General features: G+C 43.8%; 18 protein-coding genes and 1 pseudogene. 10 read left to right on the forward strand and 9 right to left on the reverse strand.

Going from position 1 to position 24420, the window contains the following annotated elements; translation table 11 throughout:
* Positions 1–2: 2 nt before the first annotated feature.
* From OCV20_RS07110 to OCV20_RS07120, 3 genes are all read right to left on the reverse strand, one after another.
* Complete coding sequence (locus tag OCV20_RS07110; RefSeq protein ID WP_048607040.1) at positions 3–728, reverse strand: oligogalacturonate-specific porin KdgM family protein; 726 nt, start codon at positions 726–728, stop codon at positions 3–5.
* Between the two features lie 852 nt (positions 729–1580).
* Positions 1581–3134 carry a methyl-accepting chemotaxis protein gene (locus OCV20_RS07115; protein ID WP_086775938.1) on the reverse strand — a complete coding sequence of 518 codons (1554 nt, stop codon included), beginning with the start codon at positions 3132–3134 and terminating at the stop codon, positions 1581–1583.
* 434 nt (positions 3135–3568) lie between these two features.
* The gene (locus tag OCV20_RS07120) at positions 3569–4180 is read right to left on the reverse strand and encodes a toxin-antitoxin system YwqK family antitoxin (protein WP_017061462.1); all 612 of its coding nucleotides are present in this window, start codon (positions 4178–4180) and stop codon (positions 3569–3571) included.
* A 509-nt stretch (positions 4181–4689) separates the two neighbouring features.
* On the opposite strand from OCV20_RS07120, the gene OCV20_RS07125 reads away from it, so the two are divergent.
* The gene (locus tag OCV20_RS07125; RefSeq protein WP_017061461.1) at positions 4690–6462 is read left to right on the forward strand and encodes a sodium:solute symporter family transporter; all 1773 of its coding nucleotides are present in this window, start codon (positions 4690–4692) and stop codon (positions 6460–6462) included.
* Between the two features lie 85 nt (positions 6463–6547).
* Positions 6548–8164 carry a polysaccharide lyase 6 family protein gene (locus tag OCV20_RS07130; protein ID WP_086775939.1) on the forward strand — a complete coding sequence of 539 codons (1617 nt, stop codon included), beginning with the start codon at positions 6548–6550 and terminating at the stop codon, positions 8162–8164.
* 175 nt (positions 8165–8339) lie between these two features.
* On the opposite strand, the gene OCV20_RS07135 is transcribed toward OCV20_RS07130, so the two are convergent.
* Positions 8340–8852 (reverse strand): peptide-methionine (S)-S-oxide reductase, encoded by a 513-nt coding sequence (locus OCV20_RS07135; RefSeq protein WP_086775940.1) that lies wholly within the window; start codon positions 8850–8852, stop codon positions 8340–8342.
* 239 nt (positions 8853–9091) lie between these two features.
* Here OCV20_RS07135 and OCV20_RS07140 point away from each other — a divergent pair, with 239 nt between their 5' ends.
* Together OCV20_RS07140 and OCV20_RS07145 are read left to right on the forward strand one after the other, a co-directional pair.
* Positions 9092–10204, forward strand: a complete 1113-nt coding sequence (locus tag OCV20_RS07140) for a YcjF family protein (protein ID WP_086775941.1) — start codon at positions 9092–9094, stop codon at positions 10202–10204.
* Positions 10191–11867, forward strand: a complete 1677-nt coding sequence (locus OCV20_RS07145) for a GTPase family protein (protein ID WP_086775942.1) — start codon at positions 10191–10193, stop codon at positions 11865–11867. The genes OCV20_RS07140 and OCV20_RS07145 overlap by 14 nt, the downstream gene beginning before the upstream one ends.
* Before the next feature lie 831 nt (positions 11868–12698).
* On the opposite strand, the gene OCV20_RS07150 is transcribed toward OCV20_RS07145, so the two are convergent.
* A complete protein-coding gene (locus OCV20_RS07150; RefSeq protein WP_086773621.1) occupies positions 12699–13619 on the reverse strand; it encodes an IS5 family transposase in 921 nt (306 codons plus the stop codon).
* Between the two features lie 94 nt (positions 13620–13713).
* On the opposite strand from OCV20_RS07150, the gene tnaA reads away from it, so the two are divergent.
* Positions 13714–15186, forward strand: a complete 1473-nt coding sequence (gene tnaA / locus OCV20_RS07155; protein ID WP_086774537.1) for a tryptophanase — start codon at positions 13714–13716, stop codon at positions 15184–15186.
* Positions 15187–15297: 111 nt separating this feature from the next.
* On the opposite strand, the gene OCV20_RS07160 is transcribed toward tnaA, so the two are convergent.
* The gene (locus OCV20_RS07160) at positions 15298–16182 is read right to left on the reverse strand and encodes a LysR family transcriptional regulator (RefSeq protein ID WP_050644740.1); all 885 of its coding nucleotides are present in this window, start codon (positions 16180–16182) and stop codon (positions 15298–15300) included.
* 254 nt (positions 16183–16436) lie between these two features.
* On the opposite strand from OCV20_RS07160, the gene OCV20_RS07165 reads away from it, so the two are divergent.
* Positions 16437–16676: a VPA0252 family protein gene (locus tag OCV20_RS07165; RefSeq protein ID WP_086774533.1), complete on the forward strand. Its 240-nt coding sequence runs from the start codon at positions 16437–16439 to the stop codon at positions 16674–16676.
* A 214-nt stretch (positions 16677–16890) separates the two neighbouring features.
* A complete protein-coding gene (locus OCV20_RS07170) occupies positions 16891–17208 on the forward strand; it encodes a Dabb family protein (protein ID WP_086774534.1) in 318 nt (105 codons plus the stop codon).
* Positions 17209–17300: 92 nt separating this feature from the next.
* On the opposite strand, the gene OCV20_RS07175 is transcribed toward OCV20_RS07170, so the two are convergent.
* On the reverse strand, positions 17301–18527 hold the full coding sequence (locus OCV20_RS07175; protein ID WP_086774535.1) for a DUF3103 domain-containing protein: 1227 nt from the start codon (positions 18525–18527) through the stop codon (positions 17301–17303).
* Between the two features lie 611 nt (positions 18528–19138).
* Between OCV20_RS07175 and OCV20_RS07180 the strand changes: the two genes are divergently transcribed.
* The gene (locus OCV20_RS07180) at positions 19139–20608 is read left to right on the forward strand and encodes an MltF family protein (RefSeq protein ID WP_331250768.1); all 1470 of its coding nucleotides are present in this window, start codon (positions 19139–19141) and stop codon (positions 20606–20608) included.
* 134 nt (positions 20609–20742) lie between these two features.
* Here OCV20_RS07180 and OCV20_RS07185 read toward each other — a convergent pair whose 3' ends face one another.
* On the reverse strand, positions 20743–21285 hold the full coding sequence (locus OCV20_RS07185; protein WP_048616456.1) for a DUF3332 family protein: 543 nt from the start codon (positions 21283–21285) through the stop codon (positions 20743–20745).
* 310 nt (positions 21286–21595) lie between these two features.
* Between OCV20_RS07185 and OCV20_RS07190 the strand changes: the two genes are divergently transcribed.
* Complete coding sequence (locus OCV20_RS07190; protein WP_086774536.1) at positions 21596–22495, forward strand: LysR family transcriptional regulator; 900 nt, start codon at positions 21596–21598, stop codon at positions 22493–22495.
* A 146-nt stretch (positions 22496–22641) separates the two neighbouring features.
* On the opposite strand, the pseudogene OCV20_RS07195 reads toward OCV20_RS07190, so the two are convergent.
* Positions 22642–23397 (reverse strand): annotated as a pseudogene (locus OCV20_RS07195) (M4 family metallopeptidase); the annotation flags it as partial.
* A 78-nt stretch (positions 23398–23475) separates the two neighbouring features.
* Between OCV20_RS07195 and OCV20_RS07200 the strand changes: the two are divergent.
* Entirely contained in the window at positions 23476–24396 is a 921-nt protein-coding gene (locus OCV20_RS07200; protein ID WP_086773621.1) for an IS5 family transposase, read from the forward strand.
* Positions 24397–24420: the final 24 nt, after the last annotated feature.

The raw sequence follows: 24420 nt of genomic DNA on the forward strand, positions 1-24420 counted from the left end.
GATTAGAAGCTGTAAGTTAGACCAACACGGCTACGCAGTTCACGAGTCGCTTTAGTTGATGAAGTGCTCACATCACCAAACTCTACGTATGGTGCCCACTGACCCATGATATGGCGAATACTTGCGTTCAACTCGTAGTTGGTATCGTCGTTGTCGTAGATGTCATATCCATCCGCTTTGTAGTAGTTACCTTCTAGACCAAAGCGCCAGTTTTCCATTGAGTAGTTAACGTTTGCCGTTAGACGGTGACGACGTTGGTTTTCAATGTTTTTCTCAACACCGACAATGTCACCATTACCGTCGAGTTCGTACTCAGTTGTGCTAGTGTTCTGTCTCATATCGTAACGGTAACGAGCACTTAGGCTTAGGCCATCAACGCTATCCACTTTGTATGTTGCACGAACTTGAGGCTTGTATGTAACGCCAGATTCACGACCTTCAATTGGCATACCGTAAGTCATGGTCCAGTTATCGTTAAGTACGTGACGGTAATTTAGACCAAGCTCCCAACCATTGTTCTTCAGATCTTCCATGAATTTACCGTCTTCTCCCTTGAATTTCGCTTCGATATCTACAAGGAAGTTGCCAATGCTATCGCCAAGTTTTACACGAGTAGCGTGTTGATCTGTATGACTCTTGTATTCGTGTCTCATATCGAAAGACGCAGCAGATACAGAGCCAGCAGCGAGTACAGATGCCACAGCAATCACGATTTTAGTTTTATTCATGGTATTAGTTCCATATTTATAGGTTGAGTATTGGCCATAATTACAAGCCAAATAGAGTAGTTCTTGTCTTCAATGCATTTTGTTTTTGAAATTATTTCTTGGTTATTTCAAATTTGTTTTGCATTTAAATAATACAAATATGCTAACGATTTGAAGGCGTATGATCTGTGAATTGGATCGTGTTGTAGGGATAAAACCACTATTTACAAAGGGTTACAAAGTCAATGTGCGTAGTTAAGTTTATGATTTTTAGTGGTTTATTCGTCTTTTGATAATGATTTTTAAGGGTTTTGTTCGTCAATAAATGTGCGCTACAGCAAAAAATTGAACCTTTAGATATCATTTTTATTTGTAATACATTATTATTTACTAACTTTCTGTAGCAACACATAACTTTGCTGTGTAGATTGCATTAACTGACGGTGTGAAGCCGAATAAGTAAGAGTGGTCTTGAAGCGAAATGGATTAAATCCACCGCTTTAAGAACATGAGGCATTTACTTGAGGTGATTTAAAGCTCAATCAGAGAAGGTTTGAAATGTAGTAGGCAAGGCAGTGACATAGCCTGCTATATGAGTACGAACTTGATAGGAATGAACAGGGTTCGAATAGTTACCCGTTGTTCTCATCAGCGACAAAGAAGAAATCGTTGAAGTGCTTGCGAAAGCATTTTGATTATTGCTCCCAACTATTCTAATTATAACTTCTGCTTTCGTTTAGAAAGGTAGGAGATGGTAGTCGAAGATCTGCCCTTGCGCTCATGTTGATACAGGCAACATGAGCGTTTTTTTATCTGAAATTTGAGTAGAGAGTAGTTTGAGGCTTAATAAGCGTGTAAACCACGGCTTAATAGCTAGGCTTTTAGGTTGATGACAGCACGTTCAAGTGAGTCTGTTTGCTCTACGACTGAAGTTGCAGAAACTGCGTTTTTTGAAGCACTTTTCACATTGGTCATTGTAAGCTGTTTGATGGCGTCTACGTTTTCGATGATCTCTGATGTGACCTCACTTTGCTCCTTCATGGCATTGGAAACCTCTAAACTGTTATTTAGAATGGTTTCCATATCTGCGATAACCGATGTGATTCTAGAATGTGCCTTCTCACAAGAGTCGACACTGGTATTCCCTTTCTCACAACAATTTTGAATCGTGTTAACCACCATTTGGGTTTGGTCTTGGACCCCTTGAATAATGGTTGAGATCTCTTCGGTTGAAAGTTGTGTTCTGCCTGCCAAGGTTCTTACCTCATCCGCGACGACCGCAAAACCACGACCTTGTTCTCCAGCGCGCGCTGCTTCAATGGCGGCATTCAAAGCGAGTAGGTTGGTTTGTTCAGCAATGTCTTTAATCACCTCTAGCACGGTATTGATCTTCTCGGAATGAACAGAAAGACGATTCACTTCTTCACTTGCGCTCACCAGATCGGTTGAAAGAGTATTGATTGTGTCTCTGGTGAAGGCTACGTCGTTCAGGCCATCATTCGCGGTGGCGAAACTGGTTTGTGCATTTGATGATGCGTTTTCACTATTGGTAGCCACATTTTGGATATTGCTGCCCATCTGGTTTATCGCGGTCGCAATATTCTCTGTTTGTTGTTGCTGCTTATTCAACGCGCCTTCCACTTCGATACCGTCGTGTTGCAACTGGTTAGAAATGTTGCCCAGTTCCTGAATCGACCCCTGCACTTGACCAACAAGTTGGCGAATGTCTTTTAGTACGGTGTTAAACGACTTGGCAATCTCAGCAATTTCATCTGAGCCGCTGTCTTCCGCTGTGACGGTAAAGTCACGTTGTTGGGAGACGAGCAACATAGTTGCGTTTAATGAGGCTATCTTCTTTGCGACACGCGATGAGATCCCAAAAGATAAGGCCATCAGTAATACCGTGACGGCAATGACTGAGCTCACAATAAACGTGGTAATGGTTTGTTGAATCGATTCGACCTGTTGTTCTAAACGGACTTCAACGCCAGTGAATATAGAGATGATATCTTCAAACAGCATTTTCATTTCTGACTTCAGTTCACTGACCTTTTCTGGGTTGCGGTCTATCGCATCGACCATCAAGGAAAAATCTTTGTTGTATTGCTTCACTTCTCGATTGAGCTTATCTAGCTCAGGCACCGCTATGTCTGACTCTTCAAGTAAAACAGAGAAGCTATTCATCAACTGTTGGAAGTGTGAATACTCTTTGGCGAATTCAGGCTTGAGGGTTTTGTCGTGACTGATCAGAAACTCTAGTTCTGTTCGATTCAGTTGAAGCATAGAAACTTCAAGCGACTTCACCTTGATCAGGGTTTTCTCTAGTTTGATCAACTTTAGATTGGCGATTTCAGTAAATGAAACGACAACCAATAAAGAGACAATGGATAAACAAGCAAGGCTAAAAAGGGAGGTTTTAATTTTCATAGGCGGGCACCAAAGCAAAACAATATGACTCAACAACGTATTTTGGAATCTCGTTTCTCTTATTTGCGTGATAAGTCGCTTACGAGCGGATAACTGAGATCTGACTCGCAACGGAAACGTTTGCTTACAGTATTTTATGGATAGGTTATGCGCAAGTTAAATATTTATTATTTTCAATGACTATTGATGATTGTTTTATCACTAGATGGGGTGCTGTAAATAACAGTGAAAGGAGAAAGGTAAAGTTGGAAGAAAGTGATGGGGTAGTGGTCGTGAAAAGAGCAAGTCAAAAAGCCACGAACAATCACGCTTAGTCGCATGAATGTTCGTTTCTCTTCTTTTTTCTTGTCGCTTAGTTGAAGACGTGTAGCTGCAGACTTTAGCAGCAGGCGTTTAACTATATCAAAGAGCTCTGTGAGAGCTGTTTTTGATGCTTAGCTTTCTGTAGGCATCCACACCTGTTTAGAGGTGACTTTGTGGTCTTTAAAGGTCAGTTCTTCAACCTTGTCACCGTTAGTATTCCAGCGAGTAAGTTTTCCGTTCGCGACTTCACCTTCATCAAACTTCGCTTGGCTGGCCTTATTGCCGTTCGGGTAGTAGTCCGTTACCAATCCATCTTTTTGTCCGTCGCTGTATTCAGCTGTCAGGCTTTGTTCCCCATTGGGATACCAGCGAGAGGCGGTGCCTGATAGTTCATTGTCTTTATAATTGAGTTCTGCTTTTTTCTGTCCGTTTGGATACCAGGTTTCGGCTTTGCCTTGCAGTTCACCTTTTACGTAATTCACTTTAGAAGCGACTTGGCCATTCGGATACCAGTTAGTTTCTAACCCAAGTTCTAGGCCATCGGCAAACTGAGCTTGGGTCGCGACTTGGCCGTTATCGAACTTCTCTTCAAATTGACCAGTGAAGGGTTTTGAATGGTTTACTTGGTAAGCCACGCCTTTACGCATCTGTAAGTAGTCAACAGCATCTTCACGTGGTGTTGCTGCATAGCTCATAGAAGATACCGTACTAAGAGCAATTAAGATTGGAACGTATTTCTTCATAATGACACCTTTTTATTGGACGGGGAAAGTGTAACGGGTGTGTTAAAAGCATTTCACTTCCGTGTATCCCTGTCAGTATCTAATAGTGGTTTTCAAGTTTTCATTATTGGCTGCCTAATATAGGGAACTTTTAAAAGCAAATTTTCAATCCTATTTGTACTACAAATGTGTTGGTTTGATTCATGTTTATAAATTATATCTAACGATATTTTTGCTGATCTTCTTTGAGCTTTGATCGTGACGAATAATAGTTTCTAACGCTGACTCTTCGACTTTTAGAGACTTGGTTCATGTTTTTCGGGGGTTTGATCGAAATTTGGTGCGGATAACTGCACTGACTTGATGAATTGCGCTCCTAGGTGGTGCAACTTTGAACTCGATCACTTGTATGATTAATTGACTGTCAGACTGTAAGATCACTGTCACGCATTTAGATTATTGTAGTACAAATGTGTTTGCCATCTATCTATAGTGACCTCAACAAAAAAACATAAATAAAAGGTCTAACGATGGAACTCAATACCCTGATAGTTGGCATCTACTTCCTATTCTTAATTGCGATAGGGTGGATGTTCCGAACGTTTACAAGTACGACAAGTGATTACTTCCGTGGGGGAGGTAATATGCTGTGGTGGATGGTAGGTGCAACCGCATTTATGACCCAGTTCAGTGCTTGGACATTTACTGGTGCAGCAGGTAAAGCCTTTACCGATGGTTTTGCCGTCGCGATTATCTTCATCGCGAACGCATTCGGTTACCTAATGAACTACCTTTACTTCGCTCCGAAGTTCCGCCAACTGCGCGTTGTGACGGTAATTGAAGCGATTCGTATGCGTTTTGGTAAGGTGAATGAGCAAGTATTTACTTGGTCTGGCATGCCAAACAGCGTTATCTCTGCTGGTATCTGGTTGAACGGCCTTGCGATCATCGCATCAGGTATCTTCGGCTTTGATATGACAACGACGATTGTCCTAACGGGTCTGGTTGTACTGGTGATGTCAGTAACGGGCGGCTCTTGGGCGGTAATCGCATCTGACTTTATGCAGATGGTTATCATCATGGCGGTAACGGTTACGTGTGCTGTGGTTGCTATTTACCACGGTGGCGGCGTTACGCAGATCGTTAACGACTTCCCAACAGATTCATTCATTACGGGTGACAATCTTAACTACATGAGCATCTTCAGCATCTGGGCTGTGTTCATCTTCTTAAAGCAGTTCAGCATTACCAACAACATGCTTAACTCTTACCGTTACCTTGCTGCGAAAGATTCAAACAACGCACGTAAAGCAGCACTGCTTGCTTGTGTACTAATGACGCTTGGTCCAATCATCTGGTTCATGCCTTCTTGGTTCATGGCTGGTCAAGGTGTTGATTTAGCAGCAGCTTACCCAGAAGCTGGCAGCAAAGCCGCTGACTTCGCTTACCTTTACTTTGTTCAAGAATACATGCCTGCAGGTATGGTTGGTCTTCTGATTGCCGCTATGTTTGCTGCGACTATGTCTTCAATGGATTCAGGTCTAAACCGTAACTCAGGTATCTTCGTTAAGAACTTCTACGAGCCGATTCTTCGCCCTAAAGCGACAGAGAAAGAGCTAATGGTTGTTTCTAAGCTAACGTCTACTTTCTTCGGCATCGCGATCATCTTGGTTGCTCTGTTCATCAACTCTCTTAAAGGTCTGAGCCTTTTCGACACCATGATGTACGTGGGCGCATTGATCGGCTTCCCAATGACAATTCCAGCATTCTGTGGCTTCTTCATCCGTAAAACACCGGATTGGGCAGGTTGGGGTACGCTAGTTGTAGGTGGTGTAGTTTCTTACTTCGTTGGTTTCGTTATCACTGCTGACATGATCCAAAACTGGTTCGGTCTAAATGAACTAACTGGCCGTGAGTGGGCTGACCTGAAAGTGGCTATCGGCCTTATCGGTCACATCATATTTACTGCTGGCTTCTTTGTTCTTTCAACACTGTTCTACAAGCCTCTTGCTGAGCACCGTGAGAAAGACGTAGACAAGTTCTTCAACAACCTAGCGACACCACTAGTTGCTGAAAGTAATGAACAGAAGAAACTGGATAACAAGCAACGTCGTATGTTGGGTTCACTTATCGCGGTAGCGGGTGTGGGCGTAATGACTATGTTCGTACTGCCAAACCCAATGTGGGGACGCATGGTATTCGTTCTGTGTGGCTTGATTGTGTTCTCTGTTGGTCTGTTACTTGTTAAAGCAGTCGATGACAAAGTCGAGCAACAAGACGAAGTAACTCCAGCCGAAGGCTAATTTAATACGCATCCTAAATAACATCACGGCCACCTAAATGGGTGGCCGTCATTTTTATAATCCAAACTTTAATGTGAGATGTACGATGAACAAAAAACTATTATCGGTAAGCATTATTAGCGCGTTCACACTCGCTTTTGCAACAGGCTGTACAACACAAGAAAAAACAGCACCCGTAGTCAGTGTCGCTGAACAAGCTACGCCTGCTGTTAGCGAAATCGACCGTAGTTACCTATTGAGCAGTGACCGCTTAACTGAGGTCGATGGCGACACTTTAGCCGTTGCTTCGGAAGATCAAGTGGCTGCGCTTAAAGCACAATTTGAAAACCTAAAAGATGGCGACGAAGTGGTGATCCCTGCCGGTAAATACGCGAACTTAGGTCAAGTGACTATTACGGCGAATGACATCACCATCAAAGCTGAGCAAGCAGGTTCTGTGTGGATCACTGGCTTGATCCAGTTCGAACTGAAAGGCGATGACATCACGCTTGATGGCTTAGTATTTACTGAGGGCGGTCCTAACGAACGCTTTGGCGCAGTTCGTATGATGGGTAATGGCAATACGCTACAAAACTCAACATTCTACTACTTCAACCACGATTACACGTACGAGCCAGACGAGCGTCGTTCTGAGTATCCAAAGTACCTATGGGTTTCTCTATGGGGTAAAGACGGCAAAGTCATCAACAACCGTTTCGAAGGTAAGCAAAAACGCGGCACTTTGATTGGTGTACAAAAAGATGACACAGCTGACAACCACCTGATCGCAAATAACATCTTCATGGATCAAAAGCCTAACCAGTTCAACGAATTCGACATCAAAGAAGCGATTCGTTACAACGGCAACAGCTGGGAAGCGATCCGTATTGGTGATTCTAAATCTTCACAGTGGGATTCAAGTTCTAAGTTCGTGAACAACCTAATGATCGATATGGATGGTGAGCGTGAGCTTATCTCGATTAAGTCGGGCGACAACACGATCTCAGGCAACACGATCTTCCAAAGTGCAGCTCTTATTTCACTGCGCCACGGTAAAGGCAACACAGTTGAGAACAACATGATTCTGGGTAACGAGAAGCGTCTAACGGGCGGCATTCGTATCTACGATGAAGATCATGTGATTCGCAATAACTACATTGCCAACACTCGTGGTCGTGATGGTGTGATTGAAGGCAACGCAGACCTACGTGGCGGCATTGTTATTAACACGGGCATCATCGACGTAGCGAATGGTGAGCAGCTAGATCAATCGGTGAAAGGCAAAGAGCTTAACAAGCAGTGGACACCGAAAAACATCACGATCGAGAACAACTCTCTCGTTGATACTGAGTGGGGCATTGTTTACGGCAACCAAAGCCACCGTGTAAGTCTGTTCAACAACGCAGAAGTGGAAGGCATTTATGCTGGTGTTGATGTGGCGTTTAAACACAACGTGGTTGATAACTCGCAGTCACCTGAGTTTGTCAGTGTACGTGCAACGCAAGACTTCCCATTAGTTGGCGCAACCTACACAGACGAAACTTACGTAGGTCAAGTAACGGATTCTGAACTGATCGAAGGCTACTCGGTAGAATTACCAAAAGTCGTTGTAGAAAACGGCATTAACGCTTACCAAGGTGAAGGCGCAGACGTGTCTAAACTTGCGGTCGTGACGGCTGAAACAGCGGGTCCGGACTACGTACTTGAGAATACGACTAAGTAATTTATTAGTTAATGGCTAATGGCTAATGGCTAAAGATTAATGGCTTAATGGTTTGAGCTATCAAATCAACTCACGATAGTTGTCCTGACCATTTACACTTAAAAAGCCTCAACGGATAATGTCTGTTGAGGCTTTATCGATCTTAGGTCGTGACCATCTCAATCTTACGTCGTAACTATTGTGATTTATACTTATGCAGTAGATCCCAAGGGATATGGCATAAGTGGTGATCTTCAGGGAAGTGACTTAAGTGATGCTGGTGGATGTCATCGCTGGCAACATAATTGGTCAATGGCAACACCTCAACAGCGATACGGTCGGCATCATCTCGTGAAGCGATATAGCGCTTAGCTTCGGTTAAGTGTTCTGCATTAGTGCTGTAAACGCCTGTGCGGTATTTCTCTCCGACATCGACACCTTGTTTATTCACGCTGTAAGGGTCAATAATCTCAAACAAGTGTTCCATCAAAATCGTTACTGATGTGATGCTTGGATCAAATTCAATTTGTACGCACTCTGCGTAGCCATTGTAATCGCTTTGTGTGCTGTCGCCTTGTGTTGTCGCGTTCACTGTTGGCTGGGCGCTTCCATTTGCACGGCCTGCTTCTGTACTGATAACGCCAGGAACGTACTTAATAAATTCTTGTACACCCCACAAGCAACCGCCCGCTAAATAAATTTGTTCCATACTTCTCTTTGAGCTCTCTGTGTTTGTTGATGTTCGTTAGGTACCTGAATTAATACGATGATACCCGCACGTATAAAAAAGCGTCTATAAAAATGAGCGCGCAAATAAAAACAAGCGTTTAGGCATTGTAAACCGGTGCGACTGAACAAACATAAGTTTAATATGATTTGTGATTATATAAGTCAGTATTGCTTTTTCATCCACTCGAATCTCAACATCAAGTGAGCGTTACTCTAAACATGTTTGATCAAATAAAAGACTTCATTAATCCGAGCAAGAACCCAGACTTGACTCAGGCCCATGAATATCAGCGCAAGCATCTTCCTACATTGTGGCTGTTGGGCAAAACGGGGGCGGGCAAGTCATCGTTTATTCAAGCGGTGACTGGCGACTCTTCTGTCGAAGTGGGCAATGGGTTTGCGCCTTGTACCATGACGGCGATGTCGTATGAGTTTCCGCAAGACAAACCTGTGATGCGCTTTCTCGATACCAGAGGTTTAAGTGAAGCGAATTACGATGCGAAAGAGGATCTGGAAGAGATTGGTCAGGCAGGTAATGCGTTAGTCGTTGTGATGAAAGCCGACGAGCCTGAACAATCCGCTGTGCTTACGGCTCTAAAACAGATTAAGAAACAGAAGAAGATTAAACACTTGCTGCTGGTTCATACGGCGGTGTTGTCTTCTAGTGAACCAGATCGAGCAAGGCAAATTCAGTTCAACACTAACCAAGTAGAGAAGGCGTGGGGTAAAGAGTTTGAATCGGTCGCGGTCGATTTCGAGACGGATGACTCGAGCAATAACAGTGGTTCAATTTACAACTATGACATCTTGTTAGAAAAGCTGACCAGTATTCTTCCGGTGATAGGAATGATGGTGCAAGACAAAGAGCATTCCACGCAAGAAGAAGCCAACTTTGATCAAGTAGAAAACGAAGTGCTTTGGTATGCAGGAAGTGCGGCAGCGAGCGATTTGATTCCGGGTGTTGGTTTGGTATCGGTACCTGCGATTCAAGCCAAAATGCTTCATAGCTTGGCGAATCAATATGGGGTCGAGTGGAACAAGCGAGTCTTCAGTGAATTGATAGGCACGCTGGGAAGTAGCTTTGCTTTGCAATATGGAATGAAGCTGGGCACTCGACAGTTGATAAAGCTGATTCCAGTTTATGGTCAAACGGTAGGCGCGGTGGCTGCAGCGGCAATGAGTTTCGGCACCTCTTATGGTTTAGGTCGCGCTGCGTGTTTTTACTTCTATCATAAGAACAAAGGTGAAGAAGTGTCTGAACAAGAGATGCAGAAGATCTACAAAGAATCCCTGAAAAAAGGAAAGGCGGCGTCGGGCTATGAAGAAAATTAGAAACCTATTTCGATTACTGGCGGTGCTATCGAGCGGCCGCTGGGGCATTGCCCTGATTTCGGCGATCTTCCCAAGCATTATCATGATGGTTTTTGGTGTCTTCTTGGCGATCAAATACGGTTACCTACTCGAAATGTCGATTGCCATTGCAGTCAGTACCTTGGTGTTCACCATTCCTTTGTTTATTTCTAGCCGCTCTTCACGCCGATCTTCAAGTACGGAGCCCTTCTCAAACAAAGAGAGTAACGACCTTGGTGAGGATGTTTCTGAATCTGAATCACAACATAACAAAGCTGATATCAACGATGCATTGGTTAAGGCTTCGACTGATTGGTCTCAAAAAGAACTGTCGATTTGGAATGATTCAAAACACCATGTACGCCAACAATTAATGGTCGACATAGAGTGGGGCAACCTAGACCAAACCGGTTTAGAGGTACTTGAATTCGTTGCGAAAAAGTTTGATAAGAAATCGCTCGATTTTTCGATTCCAGAAGGACTAAAGCTGTTCGAAGAGGTAAGCCGACGATACAAATTGGTAGTGCGAGAGCATATACCCGGCATTGAGTATCTCAAGGTTTCTTACATCAAAGCGGGCTACGAAGCCTATGACAAATATGGTGAGCTAGGGCAGAAGATCGTTAAGGCCGCTATTTTGGGGAATCACCTCAAAAACCTCTATTTGAACCCGCTAAAAGTGATTTCCGATTTAGGACGAGAACAAGCGACCGCATCGATGACAAGGGGTGTGGTTGATGACATGCAATACGCCGCTAAACAAGCGTTGTTAGATGAAGTCGCTGCGGTGGCGATTGACCTCTACAGCGGACGTTTCAGCATTGAAGATGAAGCACTGAAAGCGTCTGATGTTTCTGAACTCGACGAACAACGCTTTGCTCCAGAGTTAGAACCCGTGCGAATCGTGCTGGTGGGGCAAACCAGCTCTGGTAAATCGTCACTTATCAATGCGCTTAAGCAAGAGTTGGTTGCAGAAGTGGATGTGCTGCCATCAACGGACACTTCAACGGTGTACAACGCGTTTGTCGACGATAATGATGTTCGCGTGGTCGATCTTCAAGGGCTTGATGGCAATCCTAAAACCGAAGCCTTAATGCTGAAAGAGATGACCCAAGCCGATGTGGTGCTATGGGTGCTTAAAGCCAATCAGTCTGCGCGTGATTTGGATAAGCAGTTGAAAGATAGATTTGATGCTTTCTATGACGATCCTAAGAACATCTCACGTAAGAAGCCGATAGTTGTCTTGGTTGTTAATCAGGTAGACCGATTAAAGCTTGTAGACGACTGGCAGCCGCCGTATGACTTAGAGAACCCAACATCGGCCAAAGCGAAGATCATTGCTCAAGCGCTCGAATACAATCAAACACTGTTGCAGCCGGACATTGCTTTGCCGTTGGCGATTGCGCCAGAAAAGGTACAGTTTGGTTTAGATACTTTAAGGCAGACGTTGATCGAGCGTATCGCTGATGCAAATAACGTTCAGAGAAACCGCCAACGTTTAGAGGCCATGAAAAGAGGCTCGTCGGTTAAAGGCCAACTGAATAAAGCAGTCAAAGTGGGTAAGAAGGTGGCACCCAGCGCATTGAAAGCGGCGACACCAAAACTGGCTGAAATGGCCCTCAAGCAAGCTGTTAAGAAGAAGTAAGTCATTCACTGCGAATACGGTTCTGGTGAGGTTTGAGCCTCATCAGAACTTATCTTTTCTAGGTCGGCGAGTTTTAGAGCTTGGCTTTTTAGCTCTCTAGAAGATGGATTCCTAGAAGATGGCTTTTTTAGAAAACAGCCATCTTCGCCCCTTATTAGAGAGGTATTGAGTTTAAAAGAGATTCGATATTATTAAGGTTCTCGCTGAACTAGTTTAATAGTATATAAACAGCTGTGATTCACAGTTTATATAACACGCTATCGTATTTAATTACCATTCTAAATATTGATCACATTTATACTTCTCTAAGCTTTATTTATAAAACAATTGCACTATATTTAAATTTCGGATCATCTTGATTTCAACGTAGGGATATATTGTGAACATGTATCTGAAATGGCAATCAACAACTTGGCTAACCTTGTTAGCTTGGTATACCTTAGATCACCAGCTCTCGTTCCACCTTTCTTCAGAGTAGTACCCTCTAGGCGTCACGCGCCAGCAAAGCAGCGTGCTTTGTTTACCTATCAGCAGCTTTGATAACCTTTGAACGCATGAATGTCGCACTTATTATTTCGTGCAAGGTGTTCGTTGTTTTGTCGTTCTCCCTAATAATCTTAGCCTCTGTTTAGGTTTGATTAATAAGTCATTATTTAATTTGTTTATTTTCACTGTTAATTTTCCGTGTGTCTTTATACGGAACTATTAATTTAGTGGTGAGGATTCGTGACATCTAAAGAAAATACATTTCGACCTGATCGGAATGTATTGAAAGGTGGCTTTGTTGCGTAATTAAATTTAGAGATAGAGCCAACCCGTTTCGCTTGTTTCTTAGTCAATACGACAAGTTTCAGGCATACCTAACCCAGTAAGCTTGTTCAACGCTTTTATCATCGCGTAAGTTTCACCCACCTGGGCATTGTAATTTCTTAAGCTCAGTTTCCCTCCTAGCAACTGTTTAACTCGATACATCGCTGTTTCTGAGAGTGAACGTTTGTGGTATCCATACCGCTCTTTCCAATACTTATTTGAGTCGTATAATTTCTGGCAACCCACGGCGAAATTTCGAGGGTGACCACGCTCCCAGAAGGCAGCCCCTTCTCTTGGGGGAATAAGCGCAATAGCTCCCTTAATCTTAATAGCAGCGTGACACGCTCTCGTGTCGTAAGCGCCATCACCAGACACCTCAAGGATACTTCGGCGTGTTTGTTTCAGTAAGTTCGGGAGTACTTCTCCATCTGTAACCGTCGATAAACTTAGCTCGGCGGCAATGATCTCATGAGTGTTGGTATCGACTGCAATATGCAGCTTTCGCCAGACTCTACGCTTGCCATCCGTCCCATGTTTTTTGACTTTCCATTCACCTTCGCCATAAACCTTAAGGCCAGTAGCATCAATGGCTAGGTGCTGTATCGCTCCTCTCGTTTTAGTCTTAAATGAAACCTCAACTTGCTTGGCTCTACGACTGATGCAGGTGTAATGCGGACAACTTAACGGTACATGGGCTAACCTAAATATCGAGTCGATAAATCCTTGCAGCGCTCTCAATGGCATAGAAAAAACTCGTTTGACCATGAGTGCTGTCGTGATAGCTAAATCACTGAACCGACGCGGCCTACCGCGCTTATTCTGTTTGCTTTGCGCCCATCCGCTTATTGCTTCTTCATCAATCCAAAAAGTCAGAGAACCACGGTTAATGAGTGATCGGTTGTATTGCTTCCAGTTGGTTGTTTTATAACGAGGCTTAGGCATAGGACTACGAGATAGAGTGGAGGTAGCTGATCAGATCGTAGGTTCTTGATTTAGTTCCATTGAATTACGCAACAAAGCCTTGAAAGGTATTATTATGGAAAACTTCAAACATCTACCAGAACCGTTTCGTATTCGTGTTGTAGAGCCAGTAAAAAGAACAACTCGCGCCTATCGTGAACAAGCCATTGTCGAAGCGGGGATGAACCCATTTTTGCTCGACAGTGATGATGTGTTTATCGACTTACTGACAGACAGCGGAACCGGCTCTATTACTCAGCGCATGCAAGCCGCGATGTTAATGGGTGATGAAGCTTACAGTGGTAGCCGCAGTTACTACGCATTGTCGAATGCGGTTAAGGATATCTTCGGTTACGAGTTGACGATTCCAACACACCAAGGACGCGGCGCAGAGCAGATCTACATTCCGGTTCTTATCAAGAAACGTGAAATGGAGAAAGGGCTCGACCGAAGCAAAATGGTCGCGTTGTCGAACTACTTCTTCGATACAACACAAGGTCACACCCAAGTGAATTGCTGCGTGGCGAAGAACGTTTATACCAAAGAAGCGTTCGATACCTCGGTGAACGCGGATTTCAAAGGCAACTTCGATGTGGTGAAGCTGGAAGAAGCGATCTTAGAAGCGGGCGCAGCCAATGTTCCTTACATTGTGAGCACCATTACTTGTAACTCTGCTGGTGGACAGCCAGTGTCTATCGCCAACCTAAAAGCTGTTTATGAAATAGCACAGAAATACGATATTCCTGTGATCATGGACTCTGCGCGCTACGCGGAAAATGCCTACTTCATTCAACAACGTGAAGCAGGTTATCAAGATTGGACAATCGAACAGATCACGCGTGAGTCTTACAAATACGCGGATGGCTTAGCTATGTCTGCCAAGAAAGATGCCATGGTCCAAATGGGTGGCTTGTTGTGCTTTAAAGACGATGCTTTCATGGATGTGTACACAGAGTGTCGAACCTTGTGTGTCGTGCAAGAGGGCTTCCCAACCTATGGTGGCTTAGAAGGTGGCGCGATGGAACGCCTTGCGGTTGGCCTGTATGACGGCATGCGTCAAGACTGGTTGGAATATCGTATTGGTCAGGTTCAGTACTTAGTCGATGGTTTAGAAGCGATAGGTATCGTGTGCCAACAAGCGGGTGGTCATGCTGCGTTTGTCGATGCGGGTAAATTGCTTCCACACATTCCAGCGGGTCAGTTCCCAGCACATGCTTTGGCGTGCGAGTTGTATAAAGTGGCAGGTATTAGAGCTGTTGAGATTGGCTCCTTATTGCAAGGTCGCGATCCTGCCACGGGCGAACAACACCCATGCCCTGCAGAGTTATTGCGCCTTACTATTCCTCGCGCTACCTACACACAAACACACATGGACTTCATCATCGAAGCATTCGAAAAAGTGAAAGAGAATGCAGGACAAGTGAAAGGGCTCGATTTTATCTACGAACCGCCGGTGTTGAGACACTTTACCGCGCGCTTAAAAGAGGTTGAAACCGTTGAAAAACAGACAGAAAAAAAGAATGAACAAACGCTCGAAGAAGCATTTTAAAATAAAAACATAAGCGAATAGTCACTAGAAACATAATCAAAGGCTCCCTCGGGAGCCTTTTCTTTTTTGGGATGGTAGGGGAGTTAAGCAGTTAACCCGCTAAAAGTTGAACTACGCTTGTTTGTTTTTCAGGGTAGATTTCAACATTTGGAATAACCACTGATTCAAAGGTGCGTCTTTTTGCGAGCGGCGACAGCTCATCACATAGCTCACATCTATGGTCAATTGTTCTGGCAAGTCCATACTGCGACAGCCTTCTGGCACGCTGCCACTGAGAGTGATACCAAAATAGTCGGATTTGAATATAACATCGTGAATCATCGCAGGGTGGTCGACTTCCACTCGTGGGTTTACGTGAAAACCGATATTTCTAAGACGCTCAAGGACCGGATATTTATTGTCATTCCATCCTGGTGTTTTAAATAGAGCAATTGGATAGTTGGCCAGTGATTCAAAGTCTTGCGCTGGATGATCGTTTCTCACGAAGAAAACCACTTTTCCTTCCCCGAACTCCTTTTGAGATATCGACTGTGGCAAGGTTTCATCAAAGTAGTGAACTGCAATGGACTCCTCACCGTCGATGAGCCTGTTCCTCGCGTTGCTTCCCCATCTAAGAAATGAATAGCGAGCATGCGGTGCCGCTTTAGTCAGAGCAAATAAGAGCTTCGAACCAAAGCGTTCCCAGAACAGAGTATTCGCGTAGATTTTGATATTGCCTTGGTAAGTCTCTGGCGAAAATACTTGATGCTTTATCGCTTCGATACTGCTTAGGATCTGCTCAAAATTTTCGATGTTGGTTTCAACAAAAGTCGTGGGTTCAAACCCGTTTTTGGTTTGAATGAACAGTGGATCGTCGAGCTGCAACTTTAACTTCGAGAGGTTCTTGCTGATCGCCCCAGAGGTTTTTCCTAGCGACTCCGCCACCAGTCCAACATTGCGAAGTTCATACATACGCTTGATGACGAGGATATTTTGAATATCTAGATTGATGTCCACATTTTCTCCAAATGATTCCTTTTATAGGCAGCAATCTCTGTGCGGTTGGCGTACAGAAATTATGTGACTCTAATATCATAGTGGCAGTGCAAAACGGATAAGACAGCACAGCGTCAAAACTTCGCTAATCCCTTGATTTTCCATTTGGTAAATCTTGCTTTTCCTCGAATGGTTCATGTTCGATTGTTAGAGTTACCCCAACAAAAACACAGATATCAAACGAACAAAGAATTAGAAATACAACGAGGTGATGTATGAACAAGTTAATCGCACTTGGATTGATGGCTTTATCTATGAACACGGCTTTCGCGGCTGACGGTACTTATGCGAGTACTCTCGATATGACGAGAAGCGAAGGAAATCAAGTAAAGGCTGAGCGTGTTGAATCTGAGCCTGTGCTTGAAGGAAGAAATGACGCTGTTAATGGCGGAATAAAATTCCACAAGAGCGTCGATCAAGACCAAACGATCCAGCTTACAGGTCGTCGTGATTAACGTTAAAACGTACTTACCATTGTCATAAGAAATGCTGCGCCCTTGGGTGCAGCATTTTTCGTTATTGGGTTGTGGAGTATTTTATAAACTCTAGCGATCTAGCCTTGGCATGTTGTGTAACGTGTGGCATTTTGTTGTTCTCTAACTTTAGATCGCTATTGGGTGTTGGTTAAGCATTACAAACCAGTAAGCGAACGACTCGAAAGGACAAGGAATGACTCAAAAAGAAACGGGAATGATTCGTCATATTTTACTGATTAAGTTTAAAGAAAACGCTGAGGCTTCAGAGGTTCAAAAACTAAAGATGTTGTTCGAAGCGATGCCAAGCAAAGTTGAAGGGGTGACTTCAGTCGAGTGGGGGCTAAATGACAGCCCTGAAAACAAGAATCAAGGTTATACCCACTCGGTGTTAATGACGTTCGCCGATGAACAAAGCCGTCAGAATTACCTTCCGCACCCTGAGCATGATGCGCTGAAAGATGTGTTTCGTCCGCTTTTAGAAGACATCATTGTGTTTGATTACTCCTTGTAATTAGGTTCTGAGTAGGTCTCTTGTGTTTTACTTACCTTCGATAATGAAGAGTTAGGGCCTAGCGATTAAGCCCTAACTCAATAAGAAACGACTTACTCTGTTGGCGAAATAGTGACTGGTGCAAACGATGCGACAGCATTCCCGCCTGCGCCCGGACGATCTACATAAGGCGTGTTTTGCATTAAGGTGTAGTACACATCCACGAAGTCGTCATCATTCACTAATACGCCATCAGGAATCACATCGATAATCTTGCCAGTGATCTGAGGGATGATCGCGTACCCCTGAACTTCTGGATCAGGAATCATCTTCAGTATCTCTTCTGCGGCTTGAACCAAGAGTTTTGCTAGCGCTTTATAATCTGTTCCATCATCGTGCTCCATTAAGATCATATCAGCAGCGCCCCAGCGGTAGCGAGGCCAGAAGATAACGGTCTGATTTGGGTAGTAAGTCTGTTTGTCGTAATCCAGATAAGGCATCTCAACGAGGTCTATTTGTGGCTCTAAACGACTTGAATCGACACCTGTCACGATAGCGTAGATTTCCGCTTTCCCAGAAATCCAAGGCTCTTGGTCGACGGCTAAACGAATTTTGGTTAATTGTGTGGTATTCAACGGCTCAGGTTCCGACAAGGCCATTGAGCGATGTGTTTTGCTCATCAAAGACGGTTTTTGAGACTTACTGACGTTGCTTTTAATCCCGTCGGCATTGGTATCGATATCAGCATTGATTTGCGTTGTAGTACCCAGCTTCTGCATCTCAGCCTGCATTGCCATTAAGCCGGCTTTGAGCTCTTCCGCGTCATTGCTATCAACCACAAACACTGGCACGTCTGGCATTTGGTACACGTCTAATTGATGAACTTGTCCGTACACGTCATACGCTTCAATGTATTGCCAATTCGAGTCATCGCCCGATGGTTCAAATGCAAACAGCGGGTTTTCACCATTCTTCCAAGCTTCAATCATCGCTTCATCAGCCATGCGAATCTCTAACACAGAGTCGCTGAAATTATTGATCCCTTTCATCTTGCGATAACCAAGATCCGCTTTCTGCATCCGACTTGAAAACGCGGAGTAGGGCTTGGCTGAGTTAAGCTTGTCTATCGGTGTAGACAGTTGCTTTTCTGTTATTTGGTCTTTTAAAGAAAGCTCAAGATCGGAGTAGCGGGCACTGATTTGCAACGCCAAAGATTGCTTTTGCGCTGCGCTACTTTCTGCAATACCTAATGAATCCGTTGTCTCAATATTTTGCGCAAAAGACTGGAAGCCAACCACTGTCGTTGCAAGCACCATACTGATAGAAATAGATGGTCTCATAAATAATCCTTATTTTAATTTTTATCATTAATAGAGTATTTGCTCTATAAGGATTAACCTATCAGTAACGTGAATGTGTTCAAAAGTTAGCCAGCCATTTTTACTTCGTTGTGCAGCACAGGATCTCAATTTAAACAATTTATAAAACATTAAAATAGTGCTGGCTTGATATATCTGAATTTATAAACTAATCAATAACTTAATGACGAAATTATTAACTAGCCTAGTGATGTATGGCCTATTTGGGGATTTATTAGAGACTGCGAAGAGTGACTTCTGATGGCGCTGTTAGAGGGGGAGAGCTATAGGAACACCCTATATCTACTATAGCCACTGCGTTATTTCGGACTTGATGGTTTCCGGTATAATTCGCCTCCCTTGATAAAAAGTAACGAATCAAAGCAGCGCTTAAACGATCCACAACGCTCACCAGATTGCTCTGAACATCAAACGCACTTTACACATCAACGTACTCTGTCCATCAACGTAGATTGCAATCGAACAACGTTAAGAAATGTTCCTTTACGTTGAATCGCTTCTAGCCCGATAGCTCAAATGCAACACCTAGCACTATTGAGGGTTTTGGCTTAAACGTATTAGGAATACTGAATATGACGAATTTTAATGGCGCTTCACGTTTATCGAAGGTGTTGGTTTTTCTTTCTCTTATTTCCAAATCGACTCTTGGTTTTGAAATACCCGACAACGCACTCGAATCCTATGTGGGTGACTTCTCTGCGTTGCGTGAAAAAGGCGTTGTGCGTGTTTTAGTCTCTGGTGATATGGGGTTCTATCATATTGAAAATGGTAAGCCGAAAGGGATTCTTGCCGAGCAGATTTATTACTTTGATCAAGAGTTAAAACTGCGTGACCCTTTACTGCGCGTTAAGGTGATTCCGGTTGAGCGGAGTGAGCTACTCAATGCTTTGAATCAGGGGCTGGGGGATGTTGCCATCGCCAACCTAACAGTGACTAAACAGCGTGAGCAATTGGTCGATTTCAGCACTCCCATTCGTAGCGACATTGATGAATTACTAGTGACAAGCCGTTCTACACCTTTGATTAACGACATCACCCAGTTACAGGGTAAAGAGGTCTGGTTAAAGCAAAACTCCAGTTATATCAGCAGCGTTCACTCAGTGAATAAACAGCTAGAGAAGAACGGTTTAGCACCCATCTATATCCACTTGTTAAGTGACAACCTCCAAGATCTCGAATTGCTCGATTTGATTAAACGCGGACAAATTACCGCAACCATCGTGGATAGCCACAAGCTTGAACTGTGGGGAAACTTAGAGCAAGACATCAGAATTCATCGCAATCTTGCCTTTAGGCACAATGGCGATATTGCTTGGGCGATTCGCAAAAACAGCCCGCAACTGAAAGCCAAAATCGACCAATATTTGCAAGATTCAAAGCAGGGCACATTGCTGGGTAATGTCATCGACAATCGTTATCTCGAAAGCACGTCATGGATGAATAGAGCCTCTAACCCGATGCAAAACGAGGAGCGGGATAAGCTAGAAAAGCTGTTTATGGTTTATGGGGAAAAGTTCGAGATCGATTGGTTCATTTTGCTAGCGATGGCTTTTCAAGAGTCAGGCTTGGATAACTCAAAAGTATCGCATCGTGGTGCGGTTGGTATTATGCAAGTGATGCCTAAAACCGCAAAAGATTGGTATGTCGATATTGATAATGTTTACGACTTAGAAAGCAATATTCATGCGGGTAGCAAGTATCTGCGTTTTATCTATGACCGATATTTCGATTTGCCGGAAATATCGGATATCGACAAGATTCATTTTAGCTTAGCCGCTTATAATGCCGGTCCAGCTAAGATCAGACGAATGCGCGTACTTGCCGCCAAGCAAGGTTATAACCCAAATAAATGGTTTAATCATGTTGAAGTGGTCGCAAAACAAAATATTAGCCAAGAGCCTGTAAAATACGTCGCCAACATCAATCGATATTTCACTATTTACCAGCGATTGGATCAGTTTCAAGACATACGAGAAGCGCAGCTGAGTAATATGACTCGTCAGCTAAACGTGAAACGTTTCTCTCCTTATTTTGCTTATTAGTGGCGGTTATTCGCCATAAACCAAAATAAAAACGACAAACAAAAAAGAGAGGTTAGCGACTAAGCTAACCTCTCTTTTTTATAGTTACTGACTAACTGAATTGATTGGGGGTGTATCAGTTAATTCTACGTTGCTTACGACTGCTCAGCCGATGCCATGTACATCTGCATCTCTTCCAAGCTTGTTTTTGCAATCACTTGGTTATCAATAGAGTAATGAACTTCATCGCCGAAACGTTGACCCGTTAGAGTCGCGCGAGTACCGTCGTTGTAGGTTAGCTCAATTGCGATTTCGTCTTGGTTAAGTACTTTCATTTCACTGTGGTCAATCACATGCTTTGCCAATGGGTCGATAGGCGCTTCTGTTAGGCTGTCATCCAGTTGGTCATTAACATCAATGTAGGTATCTACTTTGGTATCAAAGATGTGAGGCTTCTTGTTGATTGGGTTCTTGCCCGTCCAAAACTCTAGTGAGTTAAACACGATGTAATCGGCAGCAACGGTAATACCGTAAGCAGGGGCAAGTAACATGTTTAGGCCACCACGAGCGTAACGGTTATCAACGGCTTTAACGTTAAACTCCATTAGTTTACCTGTTACTGCGTTACTACCTACGCAGCCAAATAAAGTCACTAGGCTCATTGAGATTATTATCGGTTTTACAAATCGGTTCATCATTCTCTATTTCTATATGTGTATATTTAGGAACCGATAATTATGTCAAACTCAAGCGTCTTCTAATATAACGCCATGCCTATACTAGATATCAGGAAAACCTATATCTTTATAAAAACCAGACTGTTACCGATATTTTGATCTTGTTCCTTAAATACTACCGTACTAGTTCGTGTTATTTTGTTTTGGCGTTTTAACAATGTTCTGTCATAACCATAACTAAAATATGGGAATGGGGAGCGATAATTCACAGTCATTTAAACGATATTATTTTTATCGTTTATTTAATTACATGACTGCCTGAAGAGCTCGAATGAAACGATTTAACCTCAACCTCATATATTACTTTATCGCGATATATGAAGAAGGAAACCTGACGTACGCAGCAGAAAGGCTCAATATATCTCAACCCAGTCTCAGTGCTCACCTAAAGCAGCTTAGAGACGAATACCGAGATCTGCTCTTCGTTAGAAAATCATACACACTCGAGCCTACGCCGGTCGCGAACGACCTGTATCCAATCTTCAAGCAAGCACACAAGCTGGTTTCACACTCACTCCCTGAAACTCACGATTTCGACCCCAAAGAGTGCAATCATACCTTCAGAATTGCTGCGATGAGTATTTCAAGCAGTGTGACGCTACCGCAAGTTTTGGATAGGATTCAGAAAGAAGCACCAGACTGCGTTATTGAAATCGTGAACATTAAAGAAGACATGGCGACGGACATTCGAGAGAAAAAGATCGACCTTGTTATCGACTTAACTAGCGCACATCCAACCTTATTAAGCCAAGAGGTATGGAGTGATGAGCTGTGTATTGTGTGTAGCCAAAACCACGCTAACATCGAAGAACAAGTCACCTTAGAACAATACCTTTCAGAAAAACATGTAACGCTTACACATGATAACTACCGAGTGAACCAGCTCTCCGAGTTCCACAGCCCAATATTTTCAGAGAGGAAAGTGGCAAGAAAACTCAATTCCATCGCTGACTTTTCGGACACGATTTATAACAGTAATTGGGTTGCTACCTTCCCCAAAAGCGTGGCGAAAGCCTACTTCGATGAAGAAAAAATTAAGATGTTTGAACTGCCATTCGAATACACCAAGCCATCATTGAGTGTGTATTGGCACAGCAGCCGTAATGACGACATCGTAAACCGATGGCTAAGAGAACTGTTTACCAGTGAGATCTTAAAATTGTCTGCGTGATCAATTTGGCTTCTTAATAGGTCGTCCAAGTTTCTAGAAAAATCCAATCTTTTAATAAGCGATGAAGCCTACTCATGTGAGTAGGCTTTTGCATTTATTGTTACCTTTCGCGCTTCGTTCTAAGTGCGAACCCAATCTATACACAATCAATCTAAACGCAATGTTAGGCCAGAGTAGTTCGAGTATCCGCGCAGTAACACATGATAGGTGACACCCGGTTGCGCGCTGACACTGCATTGCTCATTGTTTCCAGCGCGATAAGGGCGACAGTCGTAACTCGATGTCGTTGGCTTGCTACCCGATTTCACGTAAAGGTCGGCATCGCCGGAACCACCAGACATTGAAACCGTCACGCTTGATGCAGAATCAACAGTGAACGTGTAGAAGCTTTCCGAGGATTGATTCCCGCTTAGGTTCGTAATTGGTGTGCCTTTCGTCAGCACATTGCCCGTTGGAGGCGTTGAACCACAACTTGCATTCACGCCTACCGTGTTAAAAGCATCTTCAACATCGGCAACCACATAGCCCATGTCGGCTGCGGCTTTCGCTACGCCACAAGCACCGGCATCAAAGGTACTGTTTGCCGTCCAATACAGTTGGTTCGCGACTGTGAATATTTCAAAGCCTTTACGTACATTCCAACCCGATTTGTTCGCTAAAAGGTAAAAGGCGCGGTTATAAACACCGCTAGATAAGTGAACGTTCAAACCATCGTAGTATTGAGAGGCGTGATCAATCGAGCGGCCATCTTTTGAAGGTTGATCAAAGTAACGCAAGCCACCTTCAGATTTGAATATATCGCTGCCGACAATCCAATCGACGTTACCACGCAGGTAGTATTCAGCCGCTTCGCCCGCAATATCGGAGAAAGCTTCATTCATACCGCCCGACATGTTTCGGTGGCTTTGTTGCGTAATTCAATGGAACTAAATCAAGAACCTACGATCTGATCAGCTACCTCCACTCTATCTCGTAGTCCTATGCCTAAGCCTCGTTATAAAACAACCAACTGGAAGCAATACAACCGATCACTCATTAACCGTGGTTCTCTGACTTTTTGGATTGATGAAGAAGCAATAAGCGGATGGGCGCAAAGCAAACAGAATAAGCGCGGTAGGCCGCGTCGGTTCAGTGATTTAGCTATCACGACAGCACTCATGGTCAAACGAGTTTTTTCTATGCCATTGAGAGCGCTGCAAGGATTTATCGACTCGATATTTAGGTTAGCCCATGTACCGTTAAGTTGTCCGCATTACACCTGCATCAGTCGTAGAGCCAAGCAAGTTGAGGTTTCATTTAAGACTAAAACGAGAGGAGCGATACAGCACCTAGCCATTGATGCTACTGGCCTTAAGGTTTATGGCGAAGGTGAATGGAAAGTCAAAAAACATGGGACGGATGGCAAGCGTAGAGTCTGGCGAAAGCTGCATATTGCAGTCGATACCAACACTCATGAGATCATTGCCGCCGAGCTAAGTTTATCGACGGTTACAGATGGAGAAGTACTCCCGAACTTACTGAAACAAACACGCCGAAGTATCCTTGAGGTGTCTGGTGATGGCGCTTACGACACGAGAGCGTGTCACGCTGCTATTAAGATTAAGGGAGCTATTGCGCTTATTCCCCCAAGAGAAGGGGCTGCCTTCTGGGAGCGTGGTCACCCTCGAAATTTCGCCGTGGGTTGCCAGAAATTATACGACTCAAATAAGTATTGGAAAGAGCGGTATGGATACCACAAACGTTCACTCTCAGAAACAGCGATGTATCGAGTTAAACAGTTGCTAGGAGGGAAACTGAGCTTAAGAAATTACAATGCCCAGGTGGGTGAAACTTACGCGATGATAAAAGCGTTGAACAAGCTTACTGGGTTAGGTATGCCTGAAACTTGTCGTATTGACTAAGAAACAAGCGAAACGGGTTGGCTC

This window comes from Vibrio coralliirubri, from assembly GCF_024347375.1.
Lineage (GTDB): Bacteria > Pseudomonadota > Gammaproteobacteria > Enterobacterales > Vibrionaceae > Vibrio > Vibrio coralliirubri.